20 protein-coding genes and 1 pseudogene are annotated in these 17,839 nt (G+C 70.9%); 12 read left to right on the forward strand and 9 right to left on the reverse strand.

The window, feature by feature from the left end; all coding sequences use genetic code 11:
* The 4 genes and pseudogenes from ACFYYB_RS41380 to ACFYYB_RS41395 all read right to left on the reverse strand — a co-directional run.
* Nucleotides 1–461: pseudogene (locus ACFYYB_RS41380) on the reverse strand (potassium-transporting ATPase subunit B); the annotation flags it as partial.
* Nucleotides 458–2,122, reverse strand: a complete 1,665-nt coding sequence (gene kdpA, locus ACFYYB_RS41385) for a potassium-transporting ATPase subunit KdpA (RefSeq protein ID WP_389443771.1) — start codon at nt 2,120–2,122, stop codon at nt 458–460. The gene kdpA and the pseudogene ACFYYB_RS41380, both read right to left, overlap by 4 nt.
* A 5-nt stretch (nt 2,123–2,127) precedes the next feature.
* Nucleotides 2,128–2,217, reverse strand: a complete 90-nt coding sequence (gene kdpF / locus ACFYYB_RS41390; RefSeq protein ID WP_383949882.1) for a K(+)-transporting ATPase subunit F — start codon at nt 2,215–2,217, stop codon at nt 2,128–2,130.
* A complete protein-coding gene (locus ACFYYB_RS41395; RefSeq protein WP_389443774.1) occupies nt 2,214–2,393 on the reverse strand; it encodes a hypothetical protein in 180 nt (59 codons plus the stop codon). The genes kdpF and ACFYYB_RS41395 overlap by 4 nt, the downstream gene beginning before the upstream one ends.
* A 255-nt stretch (nt 2,394–2,648) precedes the next feature.
* Here ACFYYB_RS41395 and ACFYYB_RS41400 point away from each other — a divergent pair, with 255 nt between their 5' ends.
* The 3 genes from ACFYYB_RS41400 to pucL all read left to right on the forward strand — a co-directional run bounded on the left by ACFYYB_RS41400 (nt 2,649) and on the right by pucL (nt 6,034).
* A complete protein-coding gene (locus ACFYYB_RS41400; RefSeq protein ID WP_389443776.1) occupies nt 2,649–3,413 on the forward strand; it encodes an SDR family NAD(P)-dependent oxidoreductase in 765 nt (254 codons plus the stop codon).
* 68 nt (nt 3,414–3,481) lie between these two features.
* Entirely contained in the window at nt 3,482–4,861 is a 1,380-nt protein-coding gene (locus ACFYYB_RS41405) for an aspartate aminotransferase family protein (RefSeq protein ID WP_389443778.1), read from the forward strand.
* 255 nt (nt 4,862–5,116) lie between these two features.
* Entirely contained in the window at nt 5,117–6,034 is a 918-nt protein-coding gene (pucL, locus tag ACFYYB_RS41410) for a factor-independent urate hydroxylase (protein WP_243330865.1), read from the forward strand.
* Nucleotides 6,035–6,100: 66 nt separating this feature from the next.
* On the opposite strand, the gene ACFYYB_RS41415 is transcribed toward pucL, so the two are convergent.
* Nucleotides 6,101–6,574 carry a histidine phosphatase family protein gene (locus ACFYYB_RS41415; protein WP_389443781.1) on the reverse strand — a complete coding sequence of 158 codons (474 nt, stop codon included), beginning with the start codon at nt 6,572–6,574 and terminating at the stop codon, nt 6,101–6,103.
* 127 nt (nt 6,575–6,701) lie between these two features.
* On the opposite strand from ACFYYB_RS41415, the gene ACFYYB_RS41420 reads away from it, so the two are divergent.
* The 4 genes from ACFYYB_RS41420 (at nt 6,702) to ACFYYB_RS41435 (ending at nt 9,609) form a co-directional block, all read left to right on the forward strand.
* Nucleotides 6,702–7,994 (forward strand): phytase, encoded by a 1,293-nt coding sequence (locus tag ACFYYB_RS41420; protein ID WP_389443783.1) that lies wholly within the window; start codon nt 6,702–6,704, stop codon nt 7,992–7,994.
* Between the two features lie 210 nt (nt 7,995–8,204).
* Nucleotides 8,205–8,423: a CbtB-domain containing protein gene (locus ACFYYB_RS41425; protein ID WP_389443785.1), complete on the forward strand. Its 219-nt coding sequence runs from the start codon at nt 8,205–8,207 to the stop codon at nt 8,421–8,423.
* A gap of 30 nt (nt 8,424–8,453) precedes the next feature.
* The gene (locus ACFYYB_RS41430; RefSeq protein ID WP_389443787.1) at nt 8,454–9,206 is read left to right on the forward strand and encodes a CbtA family protein; all 753 of its coding nucleotides are present in this window, start codon (nt 8,454–8,456) and stop codon (nt 9,204–9,206) included.
* A gap of 40 nt (nt 9,207–9,246) precedes the next feature.
* A complete protein-coding gene (locus ACFYYB_RS41435) occupies nt 9,247–9,609 on the forward strand; it encodes a hypothetical protein (protein WP_389443789.1) in 363 nt (120 codons plus the stop codon).
* A gap of 84 nt (nt 9,610–9,693) precedes the next feature.
* On the opposite strand, the gene ACFYYB_RS41440 is transcribed toward ACFYYB_RS41435, so the two are convergent.
* Nucleotides 9,694–10,332: a TetR/AcrR family transcriptional regulator gene (locus tag ACFYYB_RS41440; RefSeq protein WP_389443791.1), complete on the reverse strand. Its 639-nt coding sequence runs from the start codon at nt 10,330–10,332 to the stop codon at nt 9,694–9,696.
* Between the two features lie 132 nt (nt 10,333–10,464).
* Between ACFYYB_RS41440 and ACFYYB_RS41445 the strand changes: the two genes are divergently transcribed.
* Nucleotides 10,465–11,406, forward strand: coding sequence for an alpha/beta fold hydrolase (locus ACFYYB_RS41445; RefSeq protein WP_389443793.1), 942 nt, complete (start codon nt 10,465–10,467; stop codon nt 11,404–11,406).
* A gap of 17 nt (nt 11,407–11,423) precedes the next feature.
* On the opposite strand, the gene ACFYYB_RS41450 is transcribed toward ACFYYB_RS41445, so the two are convergent.
* Nucleotides 11,424–12,461 (reverse strand): GlxA family transcriptional regulator, encoded by a 1,038-nt coding sequence (locus ACFYYB_RS41450; protein WP_389443795.1) that lies wholly within the window; start codon nt 12,459–12,461, stop codon nt 11,424–11,426.
* Nucleotides 12,462–12,627: 166 nt separating this feature from the next.
* Between ACFYYB_RS41450 and ACFYYB_RS41455 the strand changes: the two genes are divergently transcribed.
* The 3 genes from ACFYYB_RS41455 (at nt 12,628) to ACFYYB_RS41465 (ending at nt 15,777) form a co-directional block, all read left to right on the forward strand.
* Entirely contained in the window at nt 12,628–13,260 is a 633-nt protein-coding gene (locus tag ACFYYB_RS41455) for a TetR/AcrR family transcriptional regulator (protein WP_389443797.1), read from the forward strand.
* Nucleotides 13,261–13,329: 69 nt separating this feature from the next.
* On the forward strand, nt 13,330–13,725 hold the full coding sequence (locus ACFYYB_RS41460) for a hypothetical protein (protein ID WP_389443799.1): 396 nt from the start codon (nt 13,330–13,332) through the stop codon (nt 13,723–13,725).
* Between the two features lie 222 nt (nt 13,726–13,947).
* Nucleotides 13,948–15,777 carry an alkyl/aryl-sulfatase gene (locus tag ACFYYB_RS41465; RefSeq protein WP_389443801.1) on the forward strand — a complete coding sequence of 610 codons (1,830 nt, stop codon included), beginning with the start codon at nt 13,948–13,950 and terminating at the stop codon, nt 15,775–15,777.
* Nucleotides 15,778–15,783: 6 nt separating this feature from the next.
* Here the strand turns inward: ACFYYB_RS41465 and ACFYYB_RS41470 are convergent, their stop codons facing one another.
* Both ACFYYB_RS41470 and ACFYYB_RS41475 read right to left on the reverse strand, forming a co-directional pair.
* The gene (locus tag ACFYYB_RS41470) at nt 15,784–16,290 is read right to left on the reverse strand and encodes a hypothetical protein (RefSeq protein ID WP_389443803.1); all 507 of its coding nucleotides are present in this window, start codon (nt 16,288–16,290) and stop codon (nt 15,784–15,786) included.
* 138 nt (nt 16,291–16,428) lie between these two features.
* Nucleotides 16,429–16,953, reverse strand: coding sequence for a hypothetical protein (locus ACFYYB_RS41475; RefSeq protein ID WP_389443805.1), 525 nt, complete (start codon nt 16,951–16,953; stop codon nt 16,429–16,431).
* Nucleotides 16,954–17,090: 137 nt separating this feature from the next.
* On the opposite strand from ACFYYB_RS41475, the gene ACFYYB_RS41480 reads away from it, so the two are divergent.
* On the forward strand, nt 17,091–17,810 hold the full coding sequence (locus ACFYYB_RS41480; RefSeq protein WP_389443807.1) for a TetR/AcrR family transcriptional regulator: 720 nt from the start codon (nt 17,091–17,093) through the stop codon (nt 17,808–17,810).
* Nucleotides 17,811–17,839: the final 29 nt, after the last annotated feature.

The following is a 17,839-nucleotide window of genomic DNA, read 5'->3' on the forward strand; positions in this document are numbered from 1 at the left end:
TCGCCGGGGATGACGTCCCCGGCCTCGCACACGACCAGGTCGCCGATACGGAGCTCCGTGCCGGGCACCTGCTCCTCCGCCGAGCCGTTCAGGCGGCGGGCGACGGTGTCGGTCTTGGCCTTGCGCAGGGTCTCGGCCTGGGCCTTGCCCCGGCCCTCCGCGACGGCTTCGGCGAGGTTGGCGAAGATCGTGGTCAGCCACAGCCAGGCGGTGATCGCCCAGCCGAAGAGGTTGCCGGGGTCGGAGATCGCCAGGACGGTGGTCAGTGCGGAGCCGATGAGCACCACGAACATGACGGGCGACTTGACCATCACCCGGGGATCGAGCTTGCGCACCGCGTCCGGGAAGGACTTCAGCAGCTGCTTCGGGTCGAAGATGCCGCCGCCGATCTTGGCCTTCTCGGGCTTGTGACCGCTGGGCAGGTCCCCGTGCGGGGCTCGGGTGGGGGTGGCGGTGCTCATGAGGCGAGCCCTTCGGCGAGCGGGCCCAGCGCCAGGGCCGGGAAGTAGGTGAGGCCGGTGACGATGAGGATCGTGCCGACGAGCAGGAAGGCGAACAGCGGCTTCTCGGTGCGCAGGGTGCCCGCGGTGGCGGGGACCGGCTGCTGTTCGGCGAGCGACCCGGCCAGGGCCAGGACGAACACCATCGGCAGGAAGCGGCCGAGCAGCATCGCCAGACCGGTGGTCGTGTTGAACCACTGGGTGTTGGCGTTCAGGCCCGCGAAGGCCGAGCCGTTGTTGTTGCCGGCCGAGGTGTAGGCGTAGAGGATCTCGGAGAAGCCGTGGGCGCCGCCGTTGGACATCGAGGTGACGGGGGTCGGCAGGGCCATCGCCAGCGCCGTGAAGCCGAGCACGAGGGCCGGGGTGATGAGGATGTAGCAGGCGGCGAACTTGATCTGGCGGGTGCCGATCTTCTTGCCGAGGTACTCGGGGGTGCGGCCGACCATCAGGCCGGCGATGAACACCGCGATGATCGCCATGATCAGCATGCCGTAGAGCCCGGAGCCGACGCCGCCGGGCGCGATCTCGCCGAGCTGCATGCCCAGCATCTGGATGCCGCCGCCCAGTCCCGTGTACGAGGAGTGGAAGGAGTTGACCGCACCGGTCGAGGTCAGCGTCGTGGCGACCGAGAAGATCGCGGAGGCGCCGATTCCGAAGCGGGCCTCCTTGCCCTCCATCGCACCGCCCGCGGCCTGGAGCGCCGGGCCGTGGTGGCCGAATTCGGTCCACATCATCAGGGCGGTGAAACCGAGCCAGATGGTGACCATCGTGGCGAGGATCGCGTAGCCCTGGCGGACCGAGCCGATCATCTGCCCGAAGGTGCGGGTCAGGGAGAAGGGGATGAGCAGGATCAGGAAGACCTCGAAGAGGTTCGAGAAGGGGGTCGGGTTCTCGAAGGGGTGGGCGGAGTTGGCGTTGAAGTAGCCGCCGCCGTTCGTGCCCAGCTCCTTGATGGCCTCCTGCGAGGCGACCGCGCCGCCGTTCCACTGCTGCTTCACGCCCAGGAACTGACCGACCTCGTGGATGCCGGAGAAGTTCTGGATGACCCCGCAGGCCACCAGCACGACGGCGGCGATCAGCGACAGCGGGAGCAGGATGCGGACGGTGCCGCGGACCAGGTCGGACCAGAAGTTGCCGAGCTCCCCGGTGCGCGAGCGCGCGAAGCCCCGTACGAGGGCCACCGCCACGGCCATGCCCACGGCGGCCGAGAGGAAGTTCTGCACGGCCAGGCCGCCGGTCTGCACGAGCGGGCCCATGGCCTGCTCGCCGGCGTACGACTGCCAGTTCGTGTTGGCCACGAAGGAGGCGGCCGTGTTGAAGGCCTGGTCCGGCTTGATGGAGACGAAGCCGAGCGAGCCGGGCAGGTGGCCCTGCAGGCGCTGGAGCAGGTAGAGGAAGAGGACACTCACCGCCGAGAAGGCGAGGACCGAGCGCAGGTACGCCGGCCAGCGCATCTCGGCGTTCGGGTTGGCGCCGACGGCCTTGTAGATCCACTTCTCGGGGGCGTAGTGCTTCTTCGAGGAGTAGACGCGGGCCATGTAATCGCCCAGGGGGCGATAGGCGAGGGCCAGGGCCGCGAGGAGCGCGAGCAGCTGGAGCACCCCGGCGAGGACGGGACTCATCGGCGCTAGAACCTCTCCGGGAAGACGAGGGCGACGACGAGGTACCCCAGCAGGGCTACGGCGACCACCAGGCCGACGACGTTTTCGGCGTTCACAGCTTGGCCACCCCCTTGGCGACGAGGACCACCAGCGCGAAGACCGCGATCGTGATGACGACGAAGGCCAGATCGGCCATCGTGAGCTCCCGGAGGGTTCGTGGGCGGGCGTTTTTCGGACACCTCTGAGTGGAACGCCTTTTCGGCTCCTCACAGGCTTCCTTGACGGGGCCCATACGCCCGTTGGCGCGGCCTTGACGGGTCCCTAACGCGGGTGGGCACGGCGTGCGCTCAGGCTCAGCAGGTGTAAACCGATATGCCTGGTATGTGACTATTCGTGGACCTTGGGTGGAAGATCGAATTCCGAAGTGTGGAAATTCAGTTCCGGCATGCGGTATTCGCGTTATGCTCCGGCCGTCCGTACACGGAACACGCGCACGGAACACGCACACGGAACACGCGCACAGCGAACCCCTGCCAGGAGGAATGCCATGTCCGAGACCCGTACCGAGACCCGTACCGAGACCCGTGTCGCCCTGATCACCGGCTCCTCCTCCGGCATCGGCGCCGGCATCGCCCGCCGGCTGGCCGCGGCCGGCATCCGCGTGGTCCTGAACTCGGCGCGCAGCGAGAGCGCGGGCAAGGCGCTCGCCGCCGAACTGCCCGACGCCGTCTACGTACGGGGCGACGTCGCGGACGCCGACGACGCGCGGCGGATCGTCCGGACGGCGGTCGACACCTACGGACGCCTCGACATCCTGGTCAACAACGCGGGCGTCACCCGGTTCATCCCCCTCGGCGACCTGGACGCGGCCGACGCCGACGCCTGGCGCGAGATCTTCGAGGTCAACGTCATCGGCACCTGGCAGATGATCGCCGCCGCCACCCCCTTCCTCCGGGACTCCGGTGCGGGCTCGATCATCAACATCTCCTCGGTCTCCGCGACCCGCGCGCTGGGCAGCTCGATTCCCTACGCCGTCAGCAAGTCCGCGGTCAACCACATGACCCGGCTGCTGGCCTCCCAGCTCGGACCCGCCGTCCGGGTGAACGCGATCGCGCCCGGCCTGATCGACACCCCCTGGTACGAGGGCGAGGACCAGGTCTGGGAGAGCTCGAGGGAGTGGATCACCGAGAACACCCCGCTGCGCCGCGTGGGCACCCCCGAGGACGTGGCCGAGGCCGCGCTCTACCTGGTCGACGCCGCCTACACGACCGGCGACGTGCTCACCGTCGACGGCGGCCGGCACGTCGTGTGAGGCCGCCCCGCCCCCGGGCCCCCGCCATCCCCACCGGATTCCACATCGTGGACAACTACCCTCGGAATATGAACGCAGAAGCCGACGCACGCGACGCCGCCGCACTCGCCCTCTCCGCAAAGGCCACGGTGAAGGCCGACGACCGCAGTCACGTCTTCCACTCCTGGTCGGCCCAAGAGCTCATCGACCCGCTGGCCGTGGCCGGTGCCGAGGGTTCCTACTTCTGGGACTACGACGGCAACCGCTTCCTCGACTTCTCCAGCGCCCTCGTCTACACGAACATCGGCTACCAGCACCCCAAGGTGGCCGCGGCCATCGCCGAGCAGGCCGGCAAGCTCTGCACCGTCGCGCCCGGCTTCGCCGTCGACGTGCGCTCCGAGGCCGCCCGGCTGATCGCCGAGCGCACCCCGGGCGACCTCGACAAGATCTTCTTCACCAACGCGGGCGCCGAGGCCGTGGAGAACGCCGTCCGCATGGCCAGGGTGCACACCGGCCGCGCCAAGGTGCTCTCCGCCTACCGCTCGTACCACGGCGCCACCTCCACCGCGATCAACCTCACCGGGGACGCGCGCCGCTTCGGCAACGACACCGCCACCGCCGGCGTCGTGCACTTCTGGGGCCCCTTCGCCTACCGCTCGCCCTTCTACGCGGCCACCCCCGCCGAGGAGTGCGAGCGCGCGCTGCGCCACCTCGAGGACACCATCGTGTTCGAGGGCCCCCAGTCCATCGCCGCGATCATCCTGGAGACCGTCGGCGGCGCTCCCGGCGTGCTGGTGCACCCCGACGGCTACCTGGCCGGGGTCCGCGCGCTCTGCGACCGCTTCGGCATCGTCTTCATCCTCGACGAGATCATGGTCGGCTTCGGCCGCACCGGTAAGTGGTTCGCCTCCGAGCACTGGGACGTCACCCCCGACCTCATCTGCTTCGCCAAGGGCGTCACCAGCGGCTACGTCCCCCTCGGCGGGGTCGCCATCTCGGCCGCCATCGCCGAGACCTTCGCCCGCCGGCCCTACCCGGGCGGGCTGACGTACTCCGGGCACGTGCTGGCCTGCGCCGCCGCCGTCGCGACGATCAACGTGATGGAGGAGGAGGGCACCGTGGAGCAGTCCGCCCGCACCGGCGCGGAGCTGCTCGGGCCGGGCCTCGCCGCCATCGCGGAGCGCCACCCGTCCGTCGGGGAGGTGCGCGGGCTGGGCACGTTCTGGGCCCTGGAGCTCGTACGGAACAAGGAGACGCGCGAGCCGCTGGTCCCGTACAACGCCGCCGGCGCGGACAACGCGCCGATGGCCGAGTTCGGTGCGGCCCTGAAGAAGGCCGGACTGTGGCCGCTGCTCGCCGGGAACCGCATCCACGTCGCGCCGCCCTGCAACGTGTCGGCCGAGGACGTGGAGAAGGGGCTGCGGATCATCGACGAGGCCCTGACGGTGGCCGACGCGCACACGGTCTGAGCTGCGCAGATCGTACGGTTGCCCAAGCCGTGGGTGCCTGTTCTCGGAGGATCCGCTCTCTTACGAACGGCATGGAGACGTGCTGGAATCAACAGGCACCTACGGACCGGGATGCACGTCAGTCCCGGGGCGGTCCACGCGAGGAATCGGCGTGACCGAACGGCGGGGGGCGGGCTGCGCGTCCGCCGGACGCCGGGCGTACGGGATCCAGACCACCGGACTCCGTGTTCCCGAGTACCCGAAGGAAGACAGCGCATGAGCAAGCACATCCTCGCCCAGAACCAGTACGGCAAGGCCGAGAACCGCATCGTCAAGGTCACCCGCAAGGGCAGCGACGGTTCCTGGCACGAGATCCGCGACCTCAACGTCTCCGTCGCGCTGCGCGGCGAGTTCCGCGACGTCCACCTCACCGGTGACAACGCCAACTGCCTCCCCACGGACACCACCAAGAACACGGTGTACGCCTTCTCCAAGGAGCACGGCGTCGCCTCCCCCGAGGCCTTCGGCATCCTGCTCGCCAAGCACTTCGTCTCCTCCCAGGCCCCGATCCGCGAGGCGCAGATCCGCGTCGAGGAGTACGCCTGGGAGCGGATCCCGGTCCCGACGCGCAAGGAGCAGCACTCCTTCGCCCTCAAGGGCACCGAGGTGCGCACCGCGCAGATCACGTACAGCGAGACCACCGGTCTCCAGGTGATCTCGGGTCTGAAGGACCTGACCGTGATGAACTCGACCAACTCCGAGTTCCACGGCTTCATCAAGGACAAGTACACGACGCTGCAGGAGGCGTACGACCGCATCCTGGCGACCAAGGTCACGGCGCGCTGGGCGCACTCGGCGCTCGCCGCCGACGACGCCGAGTACGACTGGGACCAGTCGTACAAGAAGGTCCGCAAGAACATGCTGGAAGCCTTCGCGGAGACCTACTCGTACTCCCTGCAGCAGACCCTGAACCAGATGGCCGAGCGCGTGCTCGACAACTGCCCCAAGGTCAACGAGGTGCGCCTCAACCTCCCCAACAAGCACCACTTCCTCGTCGACCTGGAGCCCTTCGGCCTCAAGAACGACAACGAGGTCTACTTCGCGGCCGACCGCATGTACGGCCTCATCGAGGGCACCGTGCACCGCGACGGCGTGCAGCCGGTGATCGCGACGAGCGACTGGATCGTGGCCTGACGGCCGCTCCGCACCCACGGTAGGTCGGCCCGGACCGCGTCGCGGGGTCCGGGCCGTTCCGCGTCCTCACGCGGAGGCGCCCTCCGGGGACTGCTCGGGCCGTCCCACGAGCAGGTTCCAGCGCCCGGAGCGCCCCGTCAGCGCCGTCACGGACTCCGGTCGTACGTCGAGCCGCCAGAAGGCCGCCGGGGGCAGCTCCAGGGCCCACACCACGGCCGCCCGCACGACGCCCTGCCCGACCACCGCCCGGTGCGTCCCCGGCGCCAGGGCGCCCAGGTGCGCGCCGACCCGCGCGATCAGGGCCTCCACCGACTCCCCGCCGCCCGGGGGCGCGTACGCGGTGTCGGCCATCCACCGCCGCAGCCCCTCGGGATCCTCCGCGGCCACGTCGTCCATGGCCCGGCCGGCCCACGCGCCGTGATTCTGCCCGCTCAGCCCCTCGTGCCCCGGGCAGGGGTCCGCGTACGGGAAGCGGTGCCGGCGGCCCGCCTCGTCCAGCGGGGGGTTCACGAGCAGGACTCGTACGATGGTGGGGTGCACCGTCCGATTGTCCGGGGGTTTCGCACCCCGTTCAACCACCGGCCACCTGCCGAGCGTGCGCATGACCATCAACCCGGCGAGCGTCTTTCCTTCAGGGCAAAACCCTTGCAAAGGAAGAACATTGACCATGCGTTCGGCCGTCCGCGCCTCCGCCCGTGCCTCCGTCCTCGTGCTCTGCACGGCACTCGCCGCGTCCGTCGCGCTCCCGGCGCAGGCCCTCTCGATCAGCAGCGTCCGGCCCCAGGCCGAGACCGCGCCGCTGTTCGACGACGAGGCCGGTGGGGACGCCAACGCCGATGACCCGTCGATCTGGCGCAACGCCGCCGACCCGGGCCGCAGCCTGGTGATCGCGACCGCCAAGCAGGGGGGCTTGCGGGTCTACGACCTGGAGGCCCGGCAGGTGCAGTCGCTGCCCGCCCCGGCCGGACCGGACGCCGACGACGCTCCCGGCCGCTTCAACAACGTCGACCTGGTCAACGGCCTGCGGCTGGGCCGCGGCCGCGCCGATGTCGCGGTGGTCAGCGACCGGGGCAACGACCGCCTGCGGATCTACCGGATCGACCGCGACCGGCCCGGCGGCCCGCTCACCGACGTCACCGACCCGGCCGCGCGCCCGGTCTTCTCCGCCGACCAGGCCGAGATCAACGAGCAGAAGACCGCCTACGGCCTGGCCACCTGGACGGACCGGAAGACCGGCCGGTCCTACGCGGTGGTCAGCCAGCGCAACCGCACCCGGATCGCCCTGCTGGAACTGGTCGCCACCCCCGCCGGCACGGTCGGCTACCGGCAGGTGCGCACGCTCGACCTGCCGTCCTCCTTCCGCCTGCCGAACGGCGCCGCCTGGAAGCCCTGCGCCGAGCCGGGCGAGCTGCCGCAGGTCGAGGGCATGGTCGTCGACCCCGCGGACGGCACCCTGTACGCGGGGCAGGAGGACGTCGGCATCTGGCGCATCGACGCGGGCCTCACCGGCACGCCGAAGCTGATCGACAAGGTGCGCGAGTACGGCGTCCCCGGCACCTACGACGCGCAGACCGAGGAGTGCGCGCCCGGCGCCGATCCCGGCTACGGCGGCAAGCGCCTGAAGGCCGACGTCGAGGGCCTGACCCTGATCACCGAAGCCGGCGGTGACGGCTACCTGCTCGCCTCCAGCCAGGGCGACGACACGTTCGTCGCCTACGACCGCGAGCGCGACGAGCGCAACGCGTTCGAGGGCGCCTTCCGGATCACAGCGGCCTCCGCCACCCTCGACGGTTCCGAGGTCTGTGACGGCGCCGCCGCCCTCAACGCGCCCCTCGGCAGGCGCTACCCCCGCGGCCTTCTGGTCGTCCAGGACGGCCGGGAGACCCCCGGCGACGGCGACCGCGAGGCGACCGGCTTCAAGTTCGTCGATCTCGGCAAGGTGGTCGACGCCATCGGATGAGACGGAGCCCTCCTGATACGGCCCTGTAAGGCCGTCATAAAGAGCGGTACCGTAACGGACGACAAGACGACGGTATGACGGAAGTCCGGTTGAAAATCCGGCACGGTCGCGCCACTGTGAATCCTCCCGGAGGGGGAGGAAAGTCAGACCCGCCACCGTCGTCGCAAGCACCACTGACCGGGACGCGTGTTCCCTCTGGAGGTTCCTGCCATGGCCGACTCCGCCGTGCCCACGACTGCCGCACCCCTGGCCGTCGCACCCATCTCGCTTTCCGCTCTGGCCCCTTGGGCGCTGTTCGCCGGCGTCCTGATGCTGGTCCTGCTCTACCTCGTCGGCGCCGAGCAGGGCGCCACCGCGATCTTCGAAGGCGACACCATCCACGAGTGGATGCACGACGGTCGCCATCTCCTCGGCTTCCCCTGCCACTGATCCACCGATCCGCAAGGGACCGACAACTCCATGAACACCATTTCCCCCCGCGCGCTCCTCGTCCGGGGCATGCTCGCCGGCCTGCTGGCGGGCGTGGCCGCGTTCCTCGTCGCGTACCTCCTGGGCGAGTCCCAGGTGGACGCGGCGATCGCCATCGAGGAAGCCGGATCCCACGATCACGGTGACGCCGAGGCGGCCCCGGTCAGCCGGGCCCTGCAGGCCACGGCCGGTCTGGGCACCGGAACCCTGCTCTACGGCATCGCGCTCGGCGGCATCGCCGCGCTCGTCTACTGCTACGCCCTGGGCCGGATCGGCCGCTTCGGCCCCCGGGCCACGGCACTGCTGGTGTCCGGCGGTCTGTTCGTCACCGTCTCCCTGGTGCCGTTCTTCAAGTACCCCGCCAACCCGCCGGCCGTCGGAGACCCCGAGACCACGGTCCAGCGGACCACGCTCTACGTCCTGATGCTCGCGCTCGGCCTGCTGCTCGCGGCGGCCGCGCTGATCCTGGGCCGGCGCCTCGCGCCGCGCCTGGGCAACTGGAACGCCTCGGTCGTCGCCGCGCTCGCCTTCGTGGTGGCCGTCGGCATCGCCTACGCGCTGCTTCCGGGCATCAACGAGGTGCCGAAGGGCTTCCCGGCGGCGCTCGTCTGGCAGTTCCGGCTCGCCTCGCTCGCCATTCAGGCCGCGATGTGGACCACTTTCGGCCTGGCTTTCGGATTTCTTGCCGAACGGGCCCTTGCCCCCGCCCTCACTCCCAAGGAGGCTGTACAGCCTGCGAGTTGACGTCTTGCGTGCGAGTGACTGAAAGGCTGGTGGCGGCGCGGTGACGATGGCGACCCGAGAGCTCGGGGACCACCGAAGACCCAAGGGCCGCCGTGAGGGGCCGCGACGCCCCCACCTGCCGCACCTGCTCCGCCAGCCTCGGCTGCCGACCCGGCAGCAGTGGCGGAGCGTGCGGGAGTGGCGGGGCTGGACGGGCGCCGCCCCGTTCTGGCTCAACGCGGTGCTCCTGCTGCTGACGCCGTTCACCACCGTCACCCTGCTCGCGCAGGTCGGCATCATCGCGGGCCTGACCGCCATCGGCGGCCTGGCCCGCCACCTCTGGTCGGGTGACTACGGCCATGCGGCCATCCACTCCGCCGCCGTACTCATGGGTGCGGCGGCGGTGACGGTCGTGGTGGTCTGACGACCCCGCGCTCCCGGCCGCGGCGGCCCGGGGCGCACCCCGGCGACGGCACCGTCCGCTCCGGCCGTACGGTCGCCGCGTACCTCACGACGGGGGAGCGTCCGCTCCGGGACGAGGCGTGCCCGTCCTGAAGATCCGGTCCAGGTGGTGGGCCAGGACCGCGACGGCCGACTCGGGGCCGCGCTGGCCGACCAGGATGCTCGTGCCCATGGTCGCGGCCATGGCCAGCAGGCTGATCGCCTCGATGCGCGCGTCGACGTCCGGGTCGGCCAGGCCGGATTCCTGGGCCTGGCCGATCAGCCCGGCCACCGCGTTCTCGGCGGCGTCGGGGTTGTCGATGAAGGGCTGGGCGGCGAGGGCCTCGTCGGTCACGGACAGGATCGAGTAAGAGCTGTAGAGCAGGTGGAAGGTGCGGCCGTCCTCGTCGGTCGGCAGCGAGGCCAGGAGCAGCGCCTCGATCGTGGCGCGCGGGCCGGGGGCGGGGCCGGCGGCGGCCAAGCGGGCGCCGACCCGGGCGGTGAAGCGGTCGGTCAGGTGCTGGAGCCCGTAGAAGAGCAGCTTCTCCTTGGTCTGGAAGTAGTACTGGACCAGGCGCAGGGAGACTCCGGCCTCGGCGGCCACGTCGCGCATTCCGACCGCGTGCAGCCCGCGCCGTCCGGCGACGCGGATGAGTGCCTCGGCGATCTCGGTACGGCGTTCCTCGTGGTCCACGCGTTTCGGCATGTTCTGGTGTCTCCGCCCGTCGGTGCCGGTGGGTGATGAGCCCGCGGCTCTTTTTCATGGTACCGCCGTATCAACATCATGGTACGGTCGTATCACGAAGAACGGATCCCCGGTCCTCCAGGAGGTGCCCCCGTGCCCGACAACAAGCCCCGTGTACGCCGCGACATCGGCCACTACGTGAGCGACGAGCTGCGCGACCGCTACTTCGCGGCTTGCGACGCCCTCTACGCGAAGGGGGCGCCCGCCCGCTCCGAGACGGACGTGGAGACGAGCTTCGGGACCACGCACGTCTACCGGTACGGCCCCACGAACCCGGCGGCGGAGTCCCGTACGCCGATCGTCCTGATCCACGGTTCGGGCGGCTGCTCGGCCCAGTGGTACCCCAACACCGTCGCCCTCAGTGCCGACCGGCCCGTCTACGCCCTCGACACCCCCGGCGACCCGGGCCGCAGCGTCCAGCGCGAGGTGATGTGGCAGCCCGAGCGCGCGGCCCAGTGGATGGACGAGGCCCTCGACGCGCTCGGCCTGGACCACGTCCACCTGGTCGGGTCCTCCTACGGCGGCTGGCTGGTCATCAACCAGGTGCACCTGCGCCCCGGCCGGCTCGCCTCGGTCACCGCCCTGGACCCGGGCGGCCTGGAGAAGGTGGGGCTGCGCTTCTTCGTGTGGATCTTCGCCAGCCTCTTCGCGACCTTCGCCCCCAAGGCGCTGCGCCCGCGCCTGGCCAAGTGGCTGGAGCAGCCGGTCCTGATCGACCCCGAACTGCGCACGATGATCCAGCGGGGCGTCCGCGCCTTCCGGATCAAGCGGCCCGCCCCGCTGCCGCTGTCGGACGCGGAACTGGGCTCGATCCGCACGCCGTTCTACCTGATCATGGGCAAGCGGAGCCTGCTCGTACACCCCAAGCGCCAGCTGGAGCGGGTGCCGCGGCTGATCCCCGGAGCCCGCGCCGAGATCGTCGCCGCGACCGGGCACGGCCCGCAGATCGACCACCCCGAGCTGGTCAACGCCCGGATGCTCAGCTTCATGGAGGACGTCGACTCCCTCGACCCGGCCGCGCACGAGGCCGCGTAGCGCAGGCCGCGCGCCGCTCAGCCCGTCCGGAAGCGGAGCCGGTACTCCGTCGGCGTGGTGCCGAGCGTGCGGCGGAAGGCCCGTACGAGGGTGTCGGCGGTGCCGAACCCGCAGGCGGAGGCGATCCGGTCGAGCGTGGCATCGGTGGCTTCGAGCTGGCCCCGCGCCAGTTCCACGCGGGCCGACTCGATGTAGGCGGCCGGGGTCGTGCCCAGCTCGGACTTGAAGATCCGGGCCAACTGCCGCTCGCTGACGTGCGCGTGTGCGGCGAGCTCGGCCAGGCCGATCCGGCCGCCGAGGCGCCGCCTGATGAAGTGCCGCAGCTCCTCGCCGCGCCGCGTCGCGGAGGGCGGCTCCAGCGGGACGCTGAACTGGCTCTGCCCGCTCGGCCGCTTCAGGTACATCACGAGCTGCCGCGCCACGCGCAGCGCGACGCCCTCGCCGAAGTCCTCGGCCACCAGGGCGAGCGAGAGGTCAAGGCAGGCGCTGATCCCGGCGCCGGTCCACACCTCGCCCTCCCGGATGAACACCGGGTCGGCGTCCACCTCGACCTCCGGGTACTCGGCGGCGAGCTGCTCCGCGGTGGACCAGTGGGTGGTGGCCCGCTTGCCGTCGAGCAGCCCGGCCGCGGCCAGCAGGTGCGCGCCCACGCAGACGGAGGCGACCCGGCGGGAGCGCGCGGCGAGCGTCCGCACCCGGTCGACGACCTCCGGGTCGGTGAGGGCGCGGACGCGGCGCTCGGCGTCCAGCTCGACGGCGCCGGGCACCAGGAGCGTGTCGATGCTCCGCGCGGCGGCCTCGGAGAAGGTCAGGTCCGGCAGGATGCGCACCCCGGCCGAGGTGGTGACGGGGTCGAGGGTCCGCGCGGCCAGGACGACCCGGTAGCCGGCCGCGTCGTCCGTCTCCCGCGGGACCAGGGAGAACACCTCCGGCGGTCCGGTGACGTCGAGCAGGTCGACGCCCTCGAAGAGGACGATCACGACCAGCCGTGCGAGGGGCTCCAGGGGTGCGCACTCCGTGGAATCGAGGTCCAGCCGGTGTCCGTAGGTCTCCATGAGGTCTCCATGACGTCTCCGTGGGTGCTTCTCGGCGGGCGCTCACGAGCGGATGTGTGCATCGCTAACGTGAAGCGTAATCGATGATTACGAAATGCCGTGAGGTGGCTCTCCCGGGCCCTATGTCTCCCAGGTCGAATCTGTTAGCGCTGCTACCATCGACGCCATGTCAACGGCCCGAGATCGCATTCTGGACGCCACCGCGGAGCTGCTCGCCACCAAGGAGGCGCCGGCGATCTCCACCCGGGCCATCTGCGACCGGGCCAAGGTCGGCATGCCCGAGATCTACCGACAGTTCGGTGACAAGGAGGGGCTGCTCACCGCCGTCGCCGACCTCGGCTTCGAGCGTTTCCTCGCCAACAAGCGGCGCAATCCGCAGACCGGCGATCCGGTGGCCGACCTGCGCACGGCCTGGGACAGCCACGTCGCCTTCGCGCTCGGCAACCCCCACCTCTACCGGCTGATGTTCACCCCGGCGGGCGCGGCCAAGCCGCAGGCGATCGCGGAGGCGCAGGCCCTGCTCCTGACGGCCGTGGAACGCTGCCGCGCGGCGGGCCGGCTGCGGACGACCCCGGCGCTGGCGGGCCGGTCGATCCTCTCGGCGAACGTGGGCGTCTGCCTCATGGCGCTGTCCTTCCCCGAGCTGTACGGGGGCCTGGACATCTCCCAGTCGGTACGTGACGCGGTGATCGGGAAGGTCACCGGCGACGAGCGGGAGGACACGAGGATCGGCGCCGCCACCGTCCTGGCCCAGGCGCTGGTCGACACCCTCACGGGGGCGACCCCGCCGGACGCCTAGGACGTCTCTTGCGGCCCTGCCGGTGGTCGGCGATGATCTGGGCTTTCCGTCGGTCGGGGGGCGTTGTCGGTGAGTGGTTGGGTCTTTCTGGTCGCGGTGGTCGCGCTGGTGGTGTTCTGCGTCGCGCTCGGGATCTACGCCCATGCGAGCCCGCTGCTGAAGCGGGGCGTCCGGCACTCTGCCGTCTGCGTCGACGTGGGGCAGGTCGCGGGGGGTTCGATGATCCTGCTGGAGTACACCCCGGTGGGCTCCCCCGCACGCCGGTACACCGTGGGCCCGTTCGTCTTCCCGCCGGTCCGGGTCGGGGGCCGGATCGACGTGATCTACGACCCCAAGCGTCCGCAGGAGGTGAGCCTGCCGGACCGCCTGCCCCGCGGCACCCGCGGGCTGGTCGTCACCAGCGTCGTGTCCGGCGCCGTGCTCGCGGCCTGCGTCCTGCGGATCGTGCTGGCCGTACAGGGCTGAGCGCCGCCGCCGCGCCCGGCCCGCACCCGTCTGGTGGAGCGCCTGGGGGAGGCCGGCGCGGAGTTCGCCGCCCCGTGGAGCCGCACGCGGCCGCCCGTCCGCCACCACGGCCGCATGCCGTAAACCACCCCTGGCCGCAAACCATCCCAAAGTGCACCCAACCGGCTCTGATGTTCAGATGGGGCGATGTCCGGCGCCGCCCCCCGCTGAATGGAGCGACTGATGGCCAACCTCCCCTTCGAGGGCCTCCCCTTCGAGGACACGACCGACTTCGAGAACGCCGACCGTGGATTCATCGGCGCCCTCGTGCCCGCCGTGGTCAAGGACGCCGATGGCAGCACCGTGTGGGACAACGACGCGTACGCCTTCCTGAAGGCCGAGTGCCCCGACACCGCGCACCCCAGTCTGTGGCGGCAGGCGCAGCTCACCGTGAAACAGGGCCTGTACGAGGTCACCGAGGGCATCTACCAAGTACGGGGCCTCGACCTCTCGAACATGACCCTCGTCGAGGGCGACCGCGGGGTCGTCGTCATCGACCCGCTCATCTCCGCCGAGACCGCCGCCGCCGCGCTCGCGCTGTACCGCGAGCACCGCGGCGACCGCCCGGTCACCGGCCTGATCTACACCCACTCGCACGGCGACCACTTCGGCGGTGCCCGCGGCGTGCTTCCGAGCGGCGGCGAGGAGGGCGTACCGATCCTCGCGCCCGAGGGCTTCCTGGAGCACGCGGTCAGCGAGAACGTCTACGCCGGCAACGCCATGACCCGCCGCGCCGTCTTCATGTACGGAGACCAGCTGCCCAAGGCCCCCGACGGCCACATCGGTGCCGGCCTGGGCATGACCACCTCCACCGGCAGCATCGGTCTCGTCCCGCCCACCGTGGACATCACCGCCACCGGTCAGGAGGAGACGGTCGACGGAGTACGGATCGTCTTCCAGCTGACCCCCGGCACCGAGGCGCCGTCCGAGATGAACTTCCTCTTCCCGGACAAGCGGGCGCTGTGCCTGGCGGAGAACGCCACGCACAACATGCACAACATCCTGACCCTGCGGGGCGCCGTCGTCCGCGACTCCCGCATCTGGTCGCGCTACCTCGACGAGGCCATCGAGTACTTCGGCGAGGACTACGACGTGGCCTTCGCCTCCCACCACTGGCCCACCTGGGGCAGGGAGAACGTCGTCGCGTTCCTCACCACGCAGCGCGACCTGTACGCGTACATGCACGACCAGACCCTGCGTCTGCTCAACGACGGCCTCACCGGACCGGAGATCGCCGAGGAACTGCACCTGCCGCCCGCCCTGGAGAACTCCTGGCACGTGCGCGGCTATTACGGCTCCCTCTCGCACAACGTCAAGGCGATCTACCAGCGGTACCTCGGCTGGTTCAACGGCAACGCCGCCACCCTCTGGGAGCACCCGCCCGTCGAACTCGCCAAGCGCTACGTCGACTCCATGGGCGGCCCCGAGCAGACGCTCACCAAGGCCCGCGCCTACGCGGACTCCGGTGACCTGCGTTTCGCGGCCACCCTCCTCAACCACCTGGTCTTCGCCGATCCCGGCCGCACGGACGCCAAGGAGACCCTCGCGGGCGTCTACGACCGGCTCGGCCACGGCGCGGAGAACGGCCCCTGGCGCAACTTCTACCTCACTTCCGCCATGGAACTGCGGCACGGTGAGAACGCGGCCAAGGTCGACACGGCCACCCCGGAGATGCTGATGGCCCTGACCACCGAGATGCTCCTCGACTCGATCGCCATCCGGATCGACGGCCCCCGGGCCTGGGACGAGGACCTCACCATTGACCTCGTCCTCACCGACGAGGACCGCCGCCACCGCCTCACCCTGCACAACGGCGCCCTCACCCACCGCACGGTCACCGACCCCCGCACCCCGGCCGGTCTGACCCTCACCCTCACCAAGCCGCAGCTGCTGGCCGTCCTCGCGGGCCGGGCCCCGGACTCCCTCTCCACCGAGGGATCCCCGGCCCTCCTCAGCCGCCTGTTCTCCTACGTCACGAAGCCCGACCCGGCGTTCCCGATCGTCACTCCGTGACGGGGATCAGGCCGCGCGGCAGAGGTCCGCGGGGCTGAGGGCGCTGCTGGTGCCCACGGTGGCCGCGGCCTTCGAGCGGTGCTGCGCGAAGACGACGAGGCGCAGCACCGCGAACCGCGCGACGCCGGTGAGCGCGGAGGCGGACAGGTAGACGACCTGTTCGCGCAGGGCACTGGGCGACGCCTCGACCTGCCGCAGGACGAGCACCGCCGCGCAGGTGACCGCGTACGCGGCCGCGGCGGATCCGGCCGACTGTGCGTGCTGGCGCCAGGTCGCCCGCCGGCCCGCACCGAAAGTGAAGCGGGCGTGCAGCTCGGTGGCCAGGAGCGTGGAGACGGCGGTGACCAGGGCGTTGGCCAGCACCCAGGGAATCGAGGAGCCGAGGGCCGCGACGGCGAAGCTGGAGGCCATCCCCACGCCTCCGCCGCAGAGTACGAAGCGGGCGAAGGCGGTGAAGGCCGCGAAGGCGCCGGATGCTGCTGCCGCTTGCTCCTGACGCTGCGCCGTCTCCATGGTCCAGCCCCCTCCGATGGTGATTCCGCGAACGCCCGGACCGCGCGGTGCGCCGTAGTGGTGCCATGGTGGCACATGTATGGCACCATTGCGAGCATTTATGGCACCAAGCCCGCAGATCGTGGTGCCACCCACAGCTCAGGCGAGGGCCGCGACGGTCAGGGCCAGGGCCGAGCCGGCGAAGACCACGGTGTGGCGGACGTTCTGCAGGACCCGGGTCCAGGAGGGGAAGGCGCCTTCGGCGGCCTGGAGGAACGCGGGGACGTCGACGCGCAGCAGCTCCGGGTCGCCCTTGCGCCGGAAGGCGGCCCGTACGGACTTCACCGCGCCGAGCTGGCTCTGCAGGATCAGGATGTTCGCGAGGAGCGCGAGCGTGGAGAAGATCCAGGTCAGCGTGGTGCCGAGCGGGCTGCCGGCCAGGTTGAGGGTGGCGGCGGCGAGGCTCGCGGCGGCGAAGGCGCCCGAGGCCCACCACTCGTGCCCGCTGGCGTCGAAGCGGAGCTTGTTCTCCTCCAGCACCTCCGGGCGGACGCCCTGGCGCCGCAGCTCGGCGACGGCGGCGGCCTTGGCGACGGCGCCGAAGCGGTGGCGCAGGAGCGGGATCGACACGAAGGCGGCGGCGACGAGGATCTGGGCGACGGCGGAGAGCGTGTTCGTGTTCATGGTCTTCTCCCTCTCGGTGGCGGACTTTTACTAAGTTCAAGTCCCGGCGCCGAGAACTGTAGGACTCGACTTGAACGCTGTGCAAGTGCCTTCTTGAACTTTGTGCAAGAAGGCGGTCCGTCGCCTATCGTGAAGCCATGCCACGCGACACGCTCACCCGCGAACAGATCGTCCGGACCGCCGTCGAGCTGCTCGACACCGAAGGCCTGGAAGGCCTCAACATGCGCGCCCTGGGCAAGCGGCTGAACTCGGCCGCCACGGCCGTCTACTGGCACGTCAAGAACAAGGACGATCTGCTCACCCTGGCCGGGGACCAGGTGTGGGACGAGGTCCGGCTGCCCGACCTCGACGCGGTCGACTGGCGCGCCGCCGCCACCGCCATGGCGGGCGACCTGTACGGGATGTTCACCCGCCACCCCTGGCTGGTGCAGGCCTTCGCCACCCACCTCTTCCACGGCGTCGGCAAGGCCCGCCACGACGACCACACCCTCGCCGTCTACGAGAGCGCCGGCTTCACCGGCCCCCAGGCGGACCGGGCCGCCGCCTCCGTCTTCACGTACGTCCTCGGCAATGCGGCGCCGGCCGCCGCCACCGCTTCGCTCACCCGTCGGATCGAGCGCGAGGGCGGCGACCCCGAGGAGGTGTTCGGGGCCGTGATGAAGGAGGCGGTCGAGGCCGCCTCCCGTTTCCCCCGCCTCAAGGCCCGGGTCGACCCGGGCGCCGCCATCCCTTCCCCGTCGGCTCCCCCCGCGCGCTCCGACTACGCCGATGCCCCGCAGGACACCTTCGCCTTCGGCCTCCAGGCGCTGCTGGACGGCCTCGCGGCACAGATTTCGGGCGCTCCCGCCGCTGCGTGACCCACGTCACAAGGGGTTTCCGTCAGGAA

It is taken from the genome of Streptomyces sp. NPDC002886, from assembly GCF_042888445.1.
In the GTDB taxonomy this organism is placed as follows: Bacteria; Actinomycetota; Actinomycetes; order Streptomycetales; family Streptomycetaceae; genus Streptomyces.

Coding starts and splice junctions, on each gene's coding strand:
- ACFYYB_RS41400 (WP_389443776.1), top strand. CDS start 2,649: ATGTCCGAGACCCGTACCGAGACCCGTACCGAGACCCGTGTCGCCCTG.
- ACFYYB_RS41425 (WP_389443785.1), top strand. CDS start 8,205: ATGGCCGACTCCGCCGTGCCCACGACTGCCGCACCCCTGGCCGTCGCA.
- ACFYYB_RS41420 (WP_389443783.1), top strand. CDS start 6,702: ATGCGTTCGGCCGTCCGCGCCTCCGCCCGTGCCTCCGTCCTCGTGCTC.
- pucL (WP_243330865.1), top strand. CDS start 5,117: ATGAGCAAGCACATCCTCGCCCAGAACCAGTACGGCAAGGCCGAGAAC.
- ACFYYB_RS41475 (WP_389443805.1), bottom strand. CDS start 16,953: ATGAACACGAACACGCTCTCCGCCGTCGCCCAGATCCTCGTCGCCGCC.
- ACFYYB_RS41470 (WP_389443803.1), bottom strand. CDS start 16,290: ATGGAGACGGCGCAGCGTCAGGAGCAAGCGGCAGCAGCATCCGGCGCC.
- ACFYYB_RS41440 (WP_389443791.1), bottom strand. CDS start 10,332: ATGCCGAAACGCGTGGACCACGAGGAACGCCGTACCGAGATCGCCGAG.
- ACFYYB_RS41465 (WP_389443801.1), top strand. CDS start 13,948: ATGGCCAACCTCCCCTTCGAGGGCCTCCCCTTCGAGGACACGACCGAC.
- ACFYYB_RS41405 (WP_389443778.1), top strand. CDS start 3,482: ATGAACGCAGAAGCCGACGCACGCGACGCCGCCGCACTCGCCCTCTCC.
- ACFYYB_RS41480 (WP_389443807.1), top strand. CDS start 17,091: ATGCCACGCGACACGCTCACCCGCGAACAGATCGTCCGGACCGCCGTC.
- ACFYYB_RS41395 (WP_389443774.1), bottom strand. CDS start 2,393: ATGGGCCCCGTCAAGGAAGCCTGTGAGGAGCCGAAAAGGCGTTCCACT.
- ACFYYB_RS41455 (WP_389443797.1), top strand. CDS start 12,628: ATGTCAACGGCCCGAGATCGCATTCTGGACGCCACCGCGGAGCTGCTC.
- ACFYYB_RS41430 (WP_389443787.1), top strand. CDS start 8,454: ATGAACACCATTTCCCCCCGCGCGCTCCTCGTCCGGGGCATGCTCGCC.
- ACFYYB_RS41450 (WP_389443795.1), bottom strand. CDS start 12,461: ATGGAGACCTACGGACACCGGCTGGACCTCGATTCCACGGAGTGCGCA.
- kdpA (WP_389443771.1), bottom strand. CDS start 2,122: ATGAGTCCCGTCCTCGCCGGGGTGCTCCAGCTGCTCGCGCTCCTCGCG.